The organism is Streptomyces sp. NPDC049040 (assembly GCF_043197715.1).
Taxonomy (GTDB): domain Bacteria; phylum Actinomycetota; class Actinomycetes; order Streptomycetales; family Streptomycetaceae; genus Actinacidiphila.
The window spans coordinates 924613-940162 of record NZ_JBICTO010000002.1 but is presented as its reverse complement, the minus strand read 5'-3'; the positions used below and the strand labels follow the sequence as shown (position 1 = coordinate 940162).

The 15550-nt window shown below is 71.9% G+C and carries 13 protein-coding genes; 1 reads left to right on the top strand and 12 read right to left on the bottom strand.

Annotation, left to right across the window (positions count from 1 at the left end):
- Window positions 1-2 precede the first annotated feature (2 nt).
- The 3 genes from ACGFMP_RS09045 to ACGFMP_RS09035 form a co-directional block, all read right to left on the bottom strand.
- The gene (locus tag ACGFMP_RS09045) at window positions 3-944 is read right to left on the bottom strand and encodes an RluA family pseudouridine synthase (protein ID WP_393671261.1); all 942 of its coding nucleotides are present in this window, start codon (window positions 942-944) and stop codon (window positions 3-5) included.
- A 413-nt stretch (window positions 945-1357) separates the two neighbouring features.
- Window positions 1358-1957: a signal peptidase II gene (lspA, locus tag ACGFMP_RS09040; RefSeq protein WP_393671259.1), complete on the bottom strand. Its 600-nt coding sequence runs from the start codon at window positions 1955-1957 to the stop codon at window positions 1358-1360.
- Between the two features lie 77 nt (window positions 1958-2034).
- Window positions 2035-3021: a TraR/DksA family transcriptional regulator gene (locus ACGFMP_RS09035; RefSeq protein WP_393671258.1), complete on the bottom strand. Its 987-nt coding sequence runs from the start codon at window positions 3019-3021 to the stop codon at window positions 2035-2037.
- Between the two features lie 564 nt (window positions 3022-3585).
- On the opposite strand from ACGFMP_RS09035, the gene ileS reads away from it, so the two are divergent.
- A complete protein-coding gene (gene ileS / locus ACGFMP_RS09030) occupies window positions 3586-6738 on the top strand; it encodes an isoleucine--tRNA ligase (RefSeq protein WP_393671257.1) in 3153 nt (1050 codons plus the stop codon).
- A gap of 162 nt (window positions 6739-6900) precedes the next feature.
- Here the strand turns inward: ileS and ACGFMP_RS09025 are convergent, their stop codons facing one another.
- The 9 genes from ACGFMP_RS09025 to ftsW all read right to left on the bottom strand — a co-directional run bounded on the left by ACGFMP_RS09025 (window position 6901) and on the right by ftsW (window position 15532).
- A complete protein-coding gene (locus ACGFMP_RS09025; RefSeq protein ID WP_393671255.1) occupies window positions 6901-8121 on the bottom strand; it encodes a DivIVA domain-containing protein in 1221 nt (406 codons plus the stop codon).
- A gap of 46 nt (window positions 8122-8167) precedes the next feature.
- The gene (locus ACGFMP_RS09020) at window positions 8168-8455 is read right to left on the bottom strand and encodes a YggT family protein (protein WP_033172393.1); all 288 of its coding nucleotides are present in this window, start codon (window positions 8453-8455) and stop codon (window positions 8168-8170) included.
- Window positions 8456-8514: 59 nt separating this feature from the next.
- Window positions 8515-9132: a cell division protein SepF gene (locus tag ACGFMP_RS09015; protein WP_393671382.1), complete on the bottom strand. Its 618-nt coding sequence runs from the start codon at window positions 9130-9132 to the stop codon at window positions 8515-8517.
- A 94-nt stretch (window positions 9133-9226) separates the two neighbouring features.
- Window positions 9227-9985 (bottom strand): YggS family pyridoxal phosphate-dependent enzyme, encoded by a 759-nt coding sequence (locus tag ACGFMP_RS09010; RefSeq protein WP_393671254.1) that lies wholly within the window; start codon window positions 9983-9985, stop codon window positions 9227-9229.
- A 32-nt stretch (window positions 9986-10017) separates the two neighbouring features.
- Entirely contained in the window at window positions 10018-10755 is a 738-nt protein-coding gene (pgeF, locus tag ACGFMP_RS09005; RefSeq protein WP_393671253.1) for a peptidoglycan editing factor PgeF, read from the bottom strand.
- 10 nt (window positions 10756-10765) lie between these two features.
- The gene (ftsZ, locus tag ACGFMP_RS09000; protein WP_393671251.1) at window positions 10766-12001 is read right to left on the bottom strand and encodes a cell division protein FtsZ; all 1236 of its coding nucleotides are present in this window, start codon (window positions 11999-12001) and stop codon (window positions 10766-10768) included.
- Between the two features lie 262 nt (window positions 12002-12263).
- Window positions 12264-13085 carry a cell division protein FtsQ/DivIB gene (locus ACGFMP_RS08995; RefSeq protein ID WP_393671250.1) on the bottom strand — a complete coding sequence of 274 codons (822 nt, stop codon included), beginning with the start codon at window positions 13083-13085 and terminating at the stop codon, window positions 12264-12266.
- A 35-nt stretch (window positions 13086-13120) separates the two neighbouring features.
- Window positions 13121-14215: an undecaprenyldiphospho-muramoylpentapeptide beta-N-acetylglucosaminyltransferase gene (gene murG, locus ACGFMP_RS08990; RefSeq protein WP_393671249.1), complete on the bottom strand. Its 1095-nt coding sequence runs from the start codon at window positions 14213-14215 to the stop codon at window positions 13121-13123.
- 6 nt (window positions 14216-14221) lie between these two features.
- Entirely contained in the window at window positions 14222-15532 is a 1311-nt protein-coding gene (gene ftsW / locus ACGFMP_RS08985) for a putative lipid II flippase FtsW (protein WP_393671248.1), read from the bottom strand.
- Between the last annotated feature and the right edge of the window lie 18 nt (window positions 15533-15550).

The window sequence follows — 15550 nt, the reverse complement described above, 5'->3', positions numbered from 1 at the left end:
GATCACCGGCTGTCCGCCCGGACGGTGGCCAGCGCGTTCTCGAGGTCGTCGGGGTAGCCGCTCTCGAACTCCACCCACTCGCCGTCCGCCGGGTGCTCGAAGCCCAGCCGCTTGGCGTGCAGCCACTGCCGGGTCAGGCCGAGGCGCTTGGCCATCACCGGGTCGGCGCCGTAGGTGAGGTCGCCGACGCACGGGTGGCGGTGCGCGGACATGTGCACCCGGATCTGGTGCGTACGGCCGGTCTCCAGCTTGATGTCCAGCAGGCTGGCGGAGCGGAAGGCCTCGATCAGGTCGTAGTGGGTCACCGAGGGCTTGCCGTCGGCGATGACGGCCCACTTGTAGTCATGGGTGGGGTGCCGGCCGATCGGGGCGTCGATGGTGCCGCTCATCGGGTCGGGGTGCCCCTGGACCAGGGCGTGGTAGCGCTTGTCCACCACCCGGTCGCGGAACTGCTGCTTGAGCCGGGTGTAGGCGCGCTCCGACTTGGCGACCACCATCAGGCCGGAGGTGCCGACGTCGAGCCGGTGGACGATGCCCTGGCGCTCGGCGGCGCCCGAGGTGGAGATGCGGTAGCCGGCCGCGGCCAGTCCGCCGATCACGGTGGTGCCGGTCCAGCCGGGGCTGGGGTGGGCGGCCACACCGACCGGCTTGACGATCACGACGATGTCGTCGTCGTCGTGCACGATCTCCATGCCCTCGACGGGCTCCGCGACGATCTGCACCGGGGCGGCCGCCGCGGGCATCTCGACCTCGAGCCAGGCCCCGCCGTGCACCCGCTCCGACTTGCCCGCGACCGACCCGTCGAGCGACACCTTCCCGCCGGCCGCCAGTTCGGCTGCCTTGGTCCGGGAGAAGCCGAACATACGGGCGATGGCGGCGTCGACCCGCTCGCCTTCGAGGCCGTCGGGCACGGGCAGGGAGCGGATTTCGGGAACGGTACTCACCCGACGAGTATGCCGGACCCCGGACGGCCTCCCTGCCGCCCGGGTCTGCCGCCCTCTCCACGGAGGGCGCCCGTTTCCCGTAGGTGCCCTCTCCACGGAGGGCGCCCGTTTCCCGTAGGTGCCCTCTCCACGGAGGGCGCCCGTTTCCCGTAGGTGCCCTCTCCACGGAGGGCGCGCGATTTCCGTGGGTGCCGGGTCCCCTCTGCGGAGAGGGTGCGCGTTTTTCAGGGGCGCGGGGAACTGCGCGCCAAGCCCCCCACCGGGGCGCGGGTCGTCACCGGCCCGAAGGGGCTGATCAGTCCGATCCGGACCACCGGCCCGTGGCCGGTCGCTCGCGCCGTTCCCCGCGCCCCCGAGGGCGCGGTCCGAGGGCGGGCCCGAGGGCGCGGAACCCCCAGAACAGCCCGGAGGGCCTAGTCGCGGTGGCGGGTGCCGTCCGGGTCGACACCGCGGAAGGACAGCAGCACGATCAGCACGCCGCCGCAGGTGATGGCCGAGTCGGCGAGGTTGAAGACCGCGAAGTGGGCCGGGGCGATGAAGTCCACCACCCGGCCCTGGAAGCCGCCGGGGGCGCGGAAGACCCGGTCGGTGAGGTTGCCGAAGGCGCCACCGAGCAGCAGGCCGAGGGCGATCGCCCACGGCACGCTGTAGAGCCGCCGGGACAGCCGGGCGATCACCACGATCACGCCGGCCGCGATCACCGTGAAGACGACCGTCATGCCCTGGCCGAGGCCGAAGGCCGCGCCGGCGTTCCTGATCGCGTCGAACCGCAGGTAGTGGCCGAGGATGCTGATCGGGGCGTGGTTCTCCAGGCTGGTGACCACCCAGATCTTCGACAGCAGGTCGAGCAGGTACGCGAAGGCCGCCACGCCGAGCAGCACGGTGATGCGGCGCCTGCCGCCCGGCCGGATCGCGGAGGCGCCGGACGGCTCGGAGGCGCCGGACGCGGACTCCTCGGGCCGCTCCGGGGTGTCGTCGTCCGGCGTGATGATGATGCGCTCCGCTTCCGTCACGTGGTCCCTCAGCCCTCAGCCCGTGTGTGCTCCGTCGCCCGCCTGGTGACGAGGGTACGGCACACCCCGCGCACGGGTCATCGGCGCTCTTGGCGCTGCTTGTCGTCCAGGCAGAGGGTCGCCCGGGGGAAGGCCTGCATCCTGGCCTTGCCGATCGGGTTGCCGCACACCTCGCACAGGCCGTACGTGCCCTCGTCGAGCCGCTGGAGCGCGTGCTCGGCCTGCACCAGCATGTCGCGGGTGTTGGCGGCTAGCGCCATCTCGTACTCGCGGCTGATGTTCTTCGAGCCGGTGTCGGCCTCGTCGCCGCCGCTGTCGGCGGAGTCGCGGAGCAGGCCCGCGACGGCCGCCTCGGACGCGGCGATCTCGGCGTTGAGCCGTTCGACCTCGGAGACGAGTTCCGATCTCGCCTCCTCCACCTCGGCCGCGGTCCACTGCTCCTCGCCGGGCAGCACCGCCAGCTCTCCCGCCTCGGCGGCCCCGCGCGCCGCAGGCACGCCGTTCGCGGCCGTACCGGCCGCCGTCTTCTCCACACCCACAGTGCCAGCTCCCGTCTTGGACCCATCCCGACCGGTGCGCTTTCCGCCCACCGCCACCTTGCCCGCGGCCTGCGCCGCACCGCTCCCGCCCGCCCCGGACTCCCCCGGCCCGGACTCCTCTCCCGCGGCAGGCCTCACGGCCGCCTCGGGGGCGACCGCCTTGCCGCCCGCGCGGGCCTTCTTCGCCGCGGCCTTCTTCCCCGCGGCACGCTTCCTGACCGGTGCGTCGCGCGCACCGGACCCGGCCTCGTCGGCGGCAGCCGCGGCCGCCGCCTTCCCGGCCTTCTTCGCACCGGTCTTCTTCCGTGCCGCGCGCTTCCCGGCCGGTGCCTCCCGTGCGTCGGGCCCGGCCTGCGCGGCGGCGTCCTCGCCCGCCCCGGCCTTCCTTCCCGCGGCCTTCCTCCCCGCGGAACGCTTGCCGGCTGCGGTGGCCGTCCGGTCGTCAGGGGGCGCGGCCGGGCCGCCGGCGGCGCCGGTGGCCCCGTCCGCGGCCGGAGGCTGCTCCGCCGACTTCTTCACGACCATGGCCGCGACCCCTTCGATCTGTGATCCTCTTCGCGGATCGTGCCGCGGCAACGGGGCACCGCCTGGCCTGCCCGGCCAGCCGGGGGGCGGGCAGGGCAGACAGGTCTGCATCCGTTGTGCCCAGCTCTCCGCCAGGTATTCCGGTACCTGGCGCAACGATGGGTGACGGCCGCCCGCATGGCGCGCGGAGCAGGCCATTCGGGTCAGCAGGACGGCCCGGGGGCGCACCGGCCCACCTCGGGCGGCAGCGGGAAACCGCGGCGACGCGATACCCCGCACGCCCGTACACTGGGCGGCAGCGAACCCGCGTGGATGGGACGAGTAGCGCCGCACGCAGCCAGGAGCGACCCGGGGCCGGTGGAAGCCCGGGGGTGTGCGCGGAGTGAAGATCAGCCCGGAGCCGCCGGAAGAAAGCCCTCGGGCGAGTAGAACCGGCATCGCTGACCCCAACGAGGGGGCGGTGGGAAGTCCTCCACCGCCAAGAAGGGTGGTACCGCGGGAGCGCATCTGCGCCCTCGTCCCTTCGACGGAGTCTGTCCCAGTGTCCGCCGGAGGAAGTCCCCGATGAGCCCGAACAGCCAGCCGCAGTATCGCCCGGTCCCCGCGCAGGTGGACCTTCCCGCCCTCGAACACGAGGTGCTGGCGCTGTGGGGCGAGCGCAAGACGTTCGCCCGCTCCGTCGAGCAGACCCGCGGCATGCCCGACTGGGTGTTCTACGAGGGCCCGCCGACCGCGAACGGCATGCCCGGCGCCCACCACATCGAGGCCCGGGTCTTCAAGGACGTCTTCCCGCGCTTCAAGACGATGCGCGGCCACCACGTGACCCGCAAGGCCGGCTGGGACTGCCACGGCCTGCCGGTGGAGCTGGCGGTCGAGAAGGAGCTGGGCTTCACCAGCAAGCACGACATCGAGAAGTACGGCATCGCGGAGTTCAACGCGAAGTGCCGCGCCTCGGTCACCCGGCACACCGACGCCTTCGCCGAGCTGACCACCCGGATGGGCTACTGGGTGGACCTGGACAACGCCTACCGCACCATGGACCCGGAGTACGTGGAGTCGGTGTGGTGGTCGCTGAAGCAGATCTTCGACAAGGGCCTGCTGGTGCAGGACTACCGGGTCGCCCCCTGGTGCCCGCGCGACCAGACCGGCCTGTCGGACCACGAGCTGGCGCAGGGCTACGAGACGGTCGTGGACCCGTCGGTCTACGTCCGCTTCCCGCTGACCTCGGGGCCGCTGGCCGGCCGGGCGTCCCTGCTGGTGTGGACGACGACCCCGTGGACGCTGGTGTCCAACACCGCGGTCGCCGCGCACCCCGACGTCACCTACGTCGTCGCCACCGACGGCAACGAGCGGCTGGTGGTCGCGGAGCCGCTGCTCGGCAAGGCGCTGGGCGCGGAGGGGGAGTGGACGGCGACCGGCGAGACGTACACCGGCCGCGAGATGGAGCGCTGGACCTACGACCGGCCCTTCGACCTCGTCGACATCCCCGACGCGCACTACGTGGTGAACGCCGAGTACGTGACCACCGAGGACGGCACCGGCCTGGTGCACCAGTCCCCCGCCTTCGGCGAGGACGACCTCAAGGTGTGCCGCGCGTACGGGCTTCCTGTGGTCAACCCGGTGCGCAGGGACGGCACCTTCGAGCCCGAGGTGCCGCTGGTCGGCGGGGTGTTCTTCAAGAAGGCCGACGAGGCCCTGGTCGCCGAGCTCCAGTCGAACGGGCGGCTCTTCCGGCACGTGCCCTACGAGCACAGCTACCCGCACTGCTGGCGCTGCCACACCGCGCTGCTCTACTACGCCCAGCCGTCCTGGTACATCAGGACCACCGCGGTCAAGGACGCGATGCTGCGGGAGAACGAGCGCACCAACTGGTACCCGGAGTCGGTCAAGCACGGCCGCTTCGGCGACTGGCTGGACAACAACGTGGACTGGGCGCTGTCCCGCAGCCGCTACTGGGGCACCCCGCTGCCGGTGTGGCGCTGCGAGCAGGACCACCTGACCTGCGTCGGCTCGCTGGCCGAGCTGAGCGAGCTGACGGGCACCGACCAGTCGGGCCTCGACCCGCACCGTCCGTACATCGACGCGGTGACCTTCCCGTGCGGCACCTGCGGCGAGACCGCGACCCGGGTACCCGAGGTCATCGACGCCTGGTACGACTCCGGGTCGATGCCGTTCGCGCAGTGGGGCTACCCGTACCACAACAAGGACGTCTTCGAGCGGACCTACCCGGCGCAGTTCATCTCCGAGGCGATCGACCAGACCCGCGGCTGGTTCTACACGCTGATGGCGGTCGGCACTCTGGTCTTCGACCGGTCCGCGTACGAGAACGTGGTGTGCCTGGGCCACATCCTGGCCGAGGACGGCCGCAAGATGTCCAAGCACCTGGGCAACACCCTCGACCCGATCCCGCTGATGGACCGGCACGGCGCGGACGCGGTCCGCTGGTTCATGGCGGCCGGCGGCTCCCCCTGGGCGGCCCGCAGGGTCGGGCACGGCACGATCCAGGAGGTGGTGCGCAAGACGCTGCTCACCTACTGGAACACCGTGGCCTTCCAGGCGCTGTACGCCCGCACCTCCGGCTGGGCGCCCTCGGCGGCCGACCCGGCGGTCGCGGACCGGCCGCTGATCGACCGCTGGCTGGTCGGCGAGCTGAACGTGCTGGTGCGCGATGTCACCGACGCGCTGGAGTCGTACGACACCCAGCGCGCGGGCAAGCTGCTGTCGTCCTTCGTGGACGACCTGTCCAACTGGTACGTGCGCCGGTCGCGGCGCCGCTTCTGGCAGGGCGACGCGGCGGCGCTGCGCACGCTGCACGACGTGGTCGAGACGGTGACCCGGCTGATGGCTCCGCTGGTGCCCTTCATCACCGAACGTGTGTGGCAGGACCTGGTGGTGCCGGTCGTGCCGGGCGCACCCGACTCGGTCCACCTGTCGACCTGGCCCGAGGTCGAGGAGGGCTGGATCGACCCGGCGCTCTCGGCCCGGATGCAGCTGGTGCGGCGGCTGGTGGAACTCGGCCGGGCGACCAGGGCGGAGTCCGGGGTGAAGACCCGGCAGCCGCTGTCGCGCGCGCTGGTCGCCGCCGCGGGCTTCGAGGACCTGTCGCAGGAGCTGCGCGCGCAGATCGCCGAGGAGCTGAACGTCTCCTCGCTCGCGGGACTGTCCGAGGTCGGCGGCTCGCTGGTGGACGCCAGCGCGAAGGCGAACTTCCGGGTGCTGGGCAAGCGCTTCGGCAAGGGCGTGCAGGCGGTCGCGGCGGCGGTGGCCGCGGCCGACGCGGCGGCGCTCTCCGCGGATCTGCGGGAGCGCGGCGCCGCCTCCGTGGTGGTGGACGGCGCCGAGGTGGTGCTCGGCCCGGACGAGGTCATCGTCACCGAGACCCCGCGCGAGGGCTGGTCGGTGGCGTCCGACTCGGGCGCCACGGTCGCCCTCGACCTGGAGATCACCCCGGAGTTGCGGCTCGCCGGTCTCGCCCGCGACGTGATCCGGCTGGTGCAGGAGGCCCGCAAGAACAGCGGCCTCGACGTGGCCGACCGGATCGCGGTCCGCTACGCCACCGACCGCCCCGACCTGGCGGAGGCGCTGCGCGCCCACGCCGCGCTGATCGGGGAAGAGGTCCTGGCCGTGGAGTTCGCCGAGGGCGGGCCCGAGGAAGGCTTCGGCCCCGCCTTCGAGGACGAGCCGCTGTCCCTGGCCTTCCACCTGCGCAAGGCCTGACCCTCCTCGCCGGGGGCGCGTGGGGAGAACCCACGTGCCCCCGGCGCGGCCGCGCGGTCCGCGGCGCCCCCTCCATGGCACGCAAAGGGGCACGCAAAAGGGCCGGGCCTCGCCGGGGAGAGATCCCCGGGAGGCCCGGCCCTGAAAACGTGCCGCGAGCGGCTAGTTGTCGTCCTCGTCGATGAGGAAGCCGCGCATCGGCGTCGGCGCCTGCTGGAGCGGCGAGGGGCCGCCCTGCGGGCGGACCGGCGCCATCGGCTGGGTCATCGCGGGCGACATCTGCTGCTGGCCGCCGTACGTCGGGCCGGGAGCGTGACCGCCCATGCCCTGGCCGCCGCCGTAGGAGGGCGCGGAGGCGTTGTGCCCCATCGCGCCGGCCCCGGCCGGAGCCATACCGCTCATGCCGTTGCTCATGGAGCCGTTACCCATCGAGCCGTTCCCCATGGAGTTGCCTCCCATGGTCCCGCCCATCGCGGACGCGGACGGCAGGGACGGCGCCGGCGGGCTGGTGCGCGGCGGGGCGAGCGAGTCGTCCGCCTGGTTCTCCAACTGGCGCAGCTGGGACTCCAGGTAGGACTTCAGCCGCGTGCGGTACTCCCGCTCGAAGCCGCGCAGGTCCTCGACCTTGCGCTCCAGCGTGGCGCGGGCGGACTCGAGCGAGCCCATCGCGACGCGGTGCTTCTCCTGGGCGTCCCGCTCCAACGCGTCGGCCTTGGCGCGGGCGTCCCGCTCCAGACCCTCGGCGCGGCTGCGTGCCTCACCGACGATCTTGTTGGCCTCGGAACGCGCCTCGGCGATGGCCTGGTCGGCGGTCTGCTGGGCGAGCGAGAGCACACGGGCGGCACTGTCGCCGCCGGGGCCCTGCTGCTGCATCGGGTGACCCTGCTGCTGCATCGGGTGCTGACCCATGGGGCCGGGACCCTGCTGCTGCATCGGGTGCTGACCCATCGGACCGGGACCCTGCTGCTGCATCGGGTGCTGACCCATCGGACCGGGACCCTGCTGCTGCATCGGGTGCTGGCCGGGACCGGGACCGTGCTGCTGGGCGCTGGGGCCGGGAGGCAACTGCGGCATGCCGCCCTGCTGCTGGGGCGGGCCCATCTGCTGCTGCGGCATCTGCTGCTGCACCGGCTGCGGTCCAGATATGGCGGCAGGAACGGGTCGGTCCTGCTGCTCCGGTTTGCGCATGCCCTGCTGGTTCTGGGCGGCGGCACGAGTGGCTGCGGCCAGTTTGGCCCGCAGGTCCTCGTTCTCGCGGAGCAGTCGGGTCAGCTCCGACTCCACCTCGTCGAGGAAGGCGTCGACCTCATCCTCGTCATAGCCCTCTCGGAGGCGGACGGTCGTGAACTGCTTGTTCCGAACGTCCTCGGGGGTCAACGGCATCTCTTCACCTCAACGTGATCGTCGACATATCGGGAGCTTGCACCGTTCACATGAAGCTCCCAACAACGTAGATCAGGATGTAAACGATGATCATCAATACGAAGAAGGACAGGTCGAGCGCCACGCCCCCGAGGCGCAGCGGCGGGATGAACCGCCGCAGAAGCTTGAGTGGCGGATCGGTGACAGTGTAGGTGCCCTCCAGGACCACCACCATCGCCTTCCCAGGGTGCCATGAACGGGCGAACTGGAAGACGTAATCCATCACCAATCGGAAAATCAGCACAAAGAGGAAGCAGTACAACGCGATGTACAGCACCTGGAGTGCGACACTCATCGCGCTTCCCTCTCCCCTGCTCGTCGGCCCGTTGGCCGGTCCCTACGCTTGCGTTTCACTCAGCTCTGGTTGAAGAACCCGCCCTCGGCGATCCGGGCCTTGTCCTCCGCCGTGACATCGACGTTAGCAGGCGACAGCAGAAAGACCTTCTGCGTCACCCGCTCGATGCTCCCGTGGAGGCCGAAGACCAGACCGGCCGCGAAGTCGACAAGTCGCTTCGCATCCGTGTCGTCCATCTCCGTCAAGTTCATGATCACCGGGGTGCCTTCGCGGAAGTGTTCCCCGATGGTACGGGCTTCGTTGTAGGTCCGGGGGTGAAGTGTCGTGATCCGGTACGGCTCGCGTTCTGACACGACCTTGGGCATGATCACCGCTGCGTTCTTCTCCAGGCTGTGACGTTCGGGTGTGATGGACGCCACGGGGGCGATCCGCGGTTCGCGGGGTGCCGGGGCGTGCACGAGCCGGGGCGGCTCGTCCTGCGACGGCTGGTGCTGGCTCGGTGGCACGTGCTGGTTGTGCGGGCGGCGGGGAGCGCGTTCCTGCTCGGTGACGGCGCGCGCCGGGGGCGCGGCCATCTCCGGCTCGAACTCGTCATCCGGGTCGAAGCCCGGGCCGTCGTATCCGTCGTCCTCCACGAGGCCGAGGTAGACCGCCATCTTGCGCATCGCGCCGGCCATGCTCTGCGTCCTCTCAGCGGGGTTGCGGTCCTCGGCCGCCTCGGGGACGGCCGCCACACCATATTTATGCTGTGGTCCGACTTGTTTCGTGACGTTACCGGAGCCCGGGACGGACTCCGAGTACCGCCGTTCCGACGCGTACATGTGTCGCTCCGGCCGTCACCGCATCGTCGAGATCCTGGCTCATCCCTGCCGAGACCATGGTGGCAGCCGGATGCCTTTCGCGCAGGCGGGATGAGATTTCCATCAACCTGTCGAAGGCGGCACGGGGTTGGCCCGCGAACGCTCCGGCCAGCGGCGCCACCGTCATCAGCCCGTCGAGCCGGAGCCCGGGAGCCGCCGCGAGGGCGTCGGCCAGCGCGGGCACCGCGTCGGGCGCCACCCCGCCACGCTCCCCGCGGTCCCCCGCCGCCGCGTCCAGGGCGACCTGGACGAGGCAACCGACCTGCCGCTGGGCGGCGGTGGCCGCCGACGACAGTGCGGTGACCAGCCGGAGCCGGTCGACGGAATGCACATGATCAGCGTAACGGACCACGGAGCGGACCTTGTTGGTCTGCAACTGGCCCACGAAGTGCCAGCTGAGCGGGAGGTCGGCGGTCGCGGCGGCCTTGGGGGCGGCTTCCTGGTCGCGGTTCTCCGCGACCTCGCGCACCCCGAGCCCGGCCAGCAGCCGGACGTCGCCGGCCGGGTAGGTCTTGGTGACCACGACGAGGGTCACCTCCTCGCGGTCCCGCCCCGCGGCCCGGCAGGCGTCGGCGATACGCCGTTCGACCCGGGCGAGGTTCGCCGCGAGTTCGGCGCCGCGGCCCTCGTCCGCACTCCCGTCCGAGTCCTCGCCCGCACTGACGTTCACACCGTTCGTCCCGTTCGTCCCGTTCCGGTCGGTCACTCGGCGCCGTCCAGCCAGACATAACCGGCCAGCCGTCCGGTGGTCCGCTCGCGCCGGTAGGAGAAGTGGTCGGCCGACTCCAGGGTGCAGACCGCGGGTCCCTCGACCGCGCGCACTCCGGCGCGCAGCAGCTGGGCCCGCACTCCGGCGGCCACATCGACCGCCGGTGTGCCCCAACTCGTCTCGGCGTACGCCGCCGGTTCGACCGCGGCGACCTCGTCGCGGAGCGCTGCGGGCACTTCATAGCATTTGCCGCAAACCGACGGGCCGAGTACGGCCGTTGTACGGGCCGGATCGGCGCCCTGTGTGATCATCGTCTCAATTACGGCCGTGATGATCCCGGCGACCATTCCGGGCCGTCCCGCGTGCGCGGCGGCCACCACCGCGCCCTGCGGGTCGGCCAGCAGCACCGGGACGCAGTCGGCGGTGAGCACCCCCAGGGTCAGGTCCGCCCGGGAGGTGACCATCGCGTCGACGTCCGGCGCGGGGGCGGTGCCCCACGGTTCGCGCACGACGGCGACCTCCCGGCCGTGCACCTGGTTCATCCAGACCACCCGGCCCGGGTCGCGGCCCAGCGCGCGGGCGGCGAGTTCGCGGTTGGCGCGGACGGCGGCCGGATCGTCGCCCACCGCCCCGCCGAGGTTGAGGCTGTCGTACGGAACGGCGCCCACCCCGCCCCACCTGTCGGTGAAGGCGAAGTGCGCGCCGTTCGCTGTCGTGCGGTGCCCTATCACGTGCCGGCGGTCACTTCAGGAAGTCGGGGACGTCGAGCTCTTCCGCCGCGCTGTCCTGGTACGGCCGGGCCGGCGGCACGACCGGCGGGGCGACCGGTGTGGCCGGGGCCTCGGCGACCGGCTCCGGCTCCCGCTCGCCGGGCGCGGCGGACGGGACGCTGCCCAGGCCCCCGAAGGAGGGCGCCGGACGCTGGATGTCGCCGGGGGCGCCGGTCCTGGCGGCGCCGGCCGCCGGTGTGTCGTCGCGGCCCGCGTAGGGGGAGTTCAGCACCTTGTCGCGGCTGCCCTTGGTGGGCGGCTGCCCGCCGTCGAAGCCGGCCGCGATGACGGTGACCCGGACCTCGTCGCCGAGCGCGTCGTCGATGACCGCGCCGAAGATGATGTTGGCCTCCGGGTGGGCGGCCTCGCTGACCAGCTGGGCCGCCTCGTTGATCTCGAACAGGCCGAGGTCGGAGCCGCCGGAGATGGACAGCAGCACCCCGCGGGCACCGTCGATGGACGCCTCGAGCAGCGGCGAGGAGATCGCCATCTCGGCGGCGGCGACGGCCCGGTCGTCGCCGCGGGCGGAGCCGATGCCCATGAGGGCGGAACCCGCCTCCGACATCACGGACTTCACGTCGGCGAAGTCCAGGTTGATCAGGCCTGGGGTGGTGATCAGGTCGGTGATGCCCTGCACACCCGACAGCAGCACCTGGTCGGCGGAGCGGAAGGCGTCGAGCACGCTGACCTGGCGGTCCGAGATGGACAGCAGCCGGTCGTTGGGGATGACGATCAGGGTGTCGACGTTCTCGCGCAGCCCGGCGATGCCGTCCTCGGCCTGGTTGGCGCGGCGGCGGCCCTCGAAGGTGAAGGGGCGGGTGACCACCCCGATGGTCAGGGCGCCGAGCGAGCGGGCGATGTTGGCGACCACGGGGGCGCCACCGGTGCCGGTGCCGCCGCCCTCACCCGCGGTGACGAAGACCATGTCGGCGCCCTTGAGCACCTCTTCGATCTCCTCGCGGTGGTCCTCGGCGGCCTTGCGGCCGACGTCGGGGTTGGCGCCGGCGCCGAGCCCGCGGGTCAGCTCCCGGCCGACGTCGAGCTTGACGTCGGCGTCACTCATCAGCAGGGCCTGCGCATCGGTGTTGATCGCGATGAACTCGACGCCCTTGAGACCGACCTCGATCATCCGGTTGATGGCGTTGACGCCACCGCCGCCGATGCCGACGACCTTGATGACTGCGAGGTAGTTCTGCGGTGCTGCCACGTCGAAGGCCTCTCGCCTCGATTTACGAATCGTGTGGGACGGTCGGTACGCTCGCCGGGACCGTTCCGAACCCTGACCCTGAGGTTTAGGGTTACCAGTATGCCTGTCCCATGTGTTCCTTTGGGACGAGACACTAAGTCGACAAGCGGTGGAGGTTCAACGAACACGCCGAACCTCCCGTTTTTCTTTTGACCCTATGTGATCACGCGGGCGCTCGGTGACCCGGGGGCCGAATACTACCGAACCGGACGTCCCGCATACGTCAACTCCCGGAAGCCGCAGGTGCGGTGGGGGCACTGACGTCGTAGTGCGTGGCCGCCGGCTCGGCCTTCATCAGCGCGGTCAGCACCGCGGCCTTGCGGGCGCCGTCCTCCTGGCTGCCCCACATCACGTCCCGTCCCCCGGTGAGTTCGACGGTGATCGCGTCATAGGAACGCACCCGGATCGCGGTCGCCCTGCCGGTGAGCGATTCCGGCAGCCGGCCCGCGACGGTAATCGCGGCCTGCAGCAGTCTCTTTGTTCCGAAATGCCGAAAGCTCGCCGTCTGATCGGGCGTCAATTGCACCAGCGGCACTCCGTGCGGCTGCTGATCGACGGTGGCGAACCTGACGCCTTCCCTGTCGACTTCGACGAACTTCCCGCCGCTTTTCAGGATCGCCGACGGCTCGCGCTCGGTCACCTCGACGGCGACCGTGTGCGGCCAGGACCTGTGCACCCGCACATCGTCCAGCCGGGGAAGCGCCTTGAGCAGCCGCTTCCTGACCGCGCCGGTGTCGACCGAGACCAGCGGGCCGCCGAGCGGCACCGCGGCGGCCCGCTGGATCTGCTGCGGGGTCAGCACCCCGGCGCCCGACACCTTGACGCGCTCGGCCCTGAACCACGAGGAGCCGTAGACCGCCCAGGTGCCGCCGCCCAGCAGCACGGTGAGCACCACGAGCGCGATCAGGACCGTGCGCGCGGCGGGCATGGTCAGCCGCGGGCCGCCGCCACGGGCGGCCGGCGGGACCACGGCGGGCGGTACCCGGCTGCGGTCCCCGCCGCGCTCGGCGGGTCTGGCTCCGGCACCGGCTCCCGGTCCTGTCACGTCGGCCTCCCGTGTGTTGACGCCCCGGCGGGTGTCTATCGTGCCCGGCGGGCGGCCACCGCCTCGTACACCATGCCGACGAGCAGGTCGTCCGCGTCGCGGCGGCCGAACTCGGCCGCGGCGCGGGACATGTCGTAGAGGCGGTGCGGGTCGGTGAGCACCGGGAGCACGTTGCCGAGCACCCAGTCAGGGGTCAGCTCGGCGTCGTCCACCAGCAGGCCGCCGCCCGCCTTGACCACCGGCTGCGCGTTGAGGCGCTGTTCGCCGTTGCCGATCGGCAGCGGCACGTAGGCGGCGGGCAGGCCGACCGCGGACAGCTCGGCCACGGTCATGGCGCCGGCCCGGCAGAGCATCATGTCGGCTGCGGCGTAGGCGAGATCCATCCGGTCGACGTAGGGCACCGGGCGGTAGGGCGGCATGCCGGGCATGTTGTCGGCCCTGGGCAGTTCGTTCTTCGGGCCGACCGCGTGCAGGATCTGCACCCCGGACTGCTGGAGCCTGGGGGCGACCGCGGTGACCACCTCGTTGAGCCTGCGGGCGCCCTGGGAGCCGCCGGAGACCAGCAGGGTGGGCAGGTTCTGGTCGAGGCCGAAGGCGTGCCTGGCCTCGGGGCGGGCCGCGGCGCGGTCCAGGGTGGCGATGGAGCGGCGCAGCGGGATGCCGATGTAGCGGGCGTCGCGCAGCTTGCTGTCCGGCGTGGAGACGGCGACGGCGTGGGCGTACCGCGAGCCGATCTTGTTGGCCAGCCCGGGGCGGGCGTTGGCCTCGTGCACCACGATCGGCACGCCGAGCCGCTTCGCGGCCAGGTAGCCGGGCAGCGCCACGTAGCCGCCGAAGCCCACCACGCAGTCGGCCTTGGTGCGCTCCAGGATCTGCTCCGCGGCCTTGATGGTGCCGCGCAGCCGTCCGGGGACGGTGATCAGCTCCGGGGTGGGCCTGCGCGGCAGCGGAACGGCGGGGATCAGCGCCAGTTCATAGCCGCGTTCCGGCACCAGCCTGGTCTCCAGGCCCTTCTCGGTGCCGAGGGCGGTGATGCCCACGGTCGGGTCCTGCCTGCGCAGGGCATCGGCGAGCGCGAGCGCAGGCTCGATGTGGCCGGCGGTCCCCCCACCGGCGAGTACGACATGCACCGAAATTCACCGCTCTCCGGACGGCCGTCGGGAGACGTACCGTCGCATCGTCCGTGTCATTGCCCGGCTCGGGGATTTACGCCCGTTCCGCCCCCGCACGGCCAGCGCGGCTCGCGCCGCCGGCTCGCTCCTGGCGAAGGAGATCAGCAGCCCGATCGCGAACATCGTCGGCAGGAGGGCCGAACCTCCGTAGGAGAACAGCGGGAGCGGGACTCCGGCGATCGGCAGCAGGCCGAGCACCGCACCGATGTTGATCACGGCCTGGGCCGTGATCCAGGTGGTCACGCCACCCGCTGCGAACCTGACGAAGGAGTCCTCCGTACGACCGGCCACGCGGATACCCGCGTAGCCTAGTGCCGCGAAGAGGGCGAGTACCGACAGTGTCCCCGCGAGACCCAGTTCCTCCCCGGTCACGGCGAAGATGAAGTCGGTGTGCGGCTCGGGGAGTTCGCCCCATTTCTCCACGCTCGCCCCGAGTCCGGAGCCGAACCAGCCGCCGGAGGCGAGGGCGTAGATCCCGTGCACGGCCTGCCAGCAGCCGTTGCCGGGGTCGGAGGCGGCGATGCAGTGCAGCCGGTCCATCCGGTTGGGGCTGGTGACGATGGCCAGCCCGGCCAGCGCGGAGGCGCCGCCCAGCACGCCGGCGAACAGCCGGGTCGGCGCCCCGGCCAGCCACAGCATGCCGAAGAGGATCGCGGTCAGGATCACGGTGGTGCCCATGTCGCCGCCGAGCATGATGAGTCCGAGCAGCAGCACGGTGACCGGGATGAGCGGCACCAGCAGGTGCTTCCACTGCACCAGCAGGCCCTTCTCGCCCTTGCGGGCCAGCAGGTCGGCGCCCCACAGCACCAGGGCGAGCTTGCCGAACTCGCTGGGCTGCAGCTGGAAAGGGCCGCCCACCGAGATCCAATTGGTGTTGCCGTTGACCGACTGCCCTATCCCCGGCACCTGCACCAGGCACATCAGGAAGACCGAGCCGAGCAGCAGCGGGTACGCCAGCGCCCGGTGCAGCCTGACCGGCGTCCTGGCGGCGGCGTAGAGCAGCACGGAGCCGATCGCGACCGCGAGCAGCTGCTTGCGGAAGTAGTAGGTGGACGGCAGCCCGTAGCGCAGCGCCTGGATCATGGACGCGGAGTAGACCATCACCAGGCCGAGCACGGTGATCAGCAGGCTGCCGCCCAGGATCACGTAGTACGCCGTCAGCGGCCGGTCCCAGGCGTCCCGCAGCCGCCCCGGCAGCCGTGCGGCCCCGCGCAGGGCGCTGGGCGCCTTGGCGGGCCGCGCGGCGCCGCGCGGGATGGAGCCGTGTGCCGTCATGCGTCCCCTCCGTCGGTG

Excerpts from the sequence above, each read along its gene's own strand:
- ACGFMP_RS09035 (WP_393671258.1), bottom strand. The coding sequence starts at position 3,021 with ATGGTCGTGAAGAAGTCGGCGGAGCAGCCTCCGGCCGCGGACGGGGCC.
- ileS (WP_393671257.1), top strand. The coding sequence starts at position 3,586 with ATGAGCCCGAACAGCCAGCCGCAGTATCGCCCGGTCCCCGCGCAGGTG.
- ACGFMP_RS09025 (WP_393671255.1), bottom strand. The coding sequence starts at position 8,121 with ATGCCGTTGACCCCCGAGGACGTTCGGAACAAGCAGTTCACGACCGTC.
- ACGFMP_RS09020 (WP_033172393.1), bottom strand. The coding sequence starts at position 8,455 with ATGAGTGTCGCACTCCAGGTGCTGTACATCGCGTTGTACTGCTTCCTC.
- ACGFMP_RS09015 (WP_393671382.1), bottom strand. The coding sequence starts at position 9,132 with ATGGCCGGCGCGATGCGCAAGATGGCGGTCTACCTCGGCCTCGTGGAG.
- ftsW (WP_393671248.1), bottom strand. The coding sequence starts at position 15,532 with ATGACGGCACACGGCTCCATCCCGCGCGGCGCCGCGCGGCCCGCCAAG.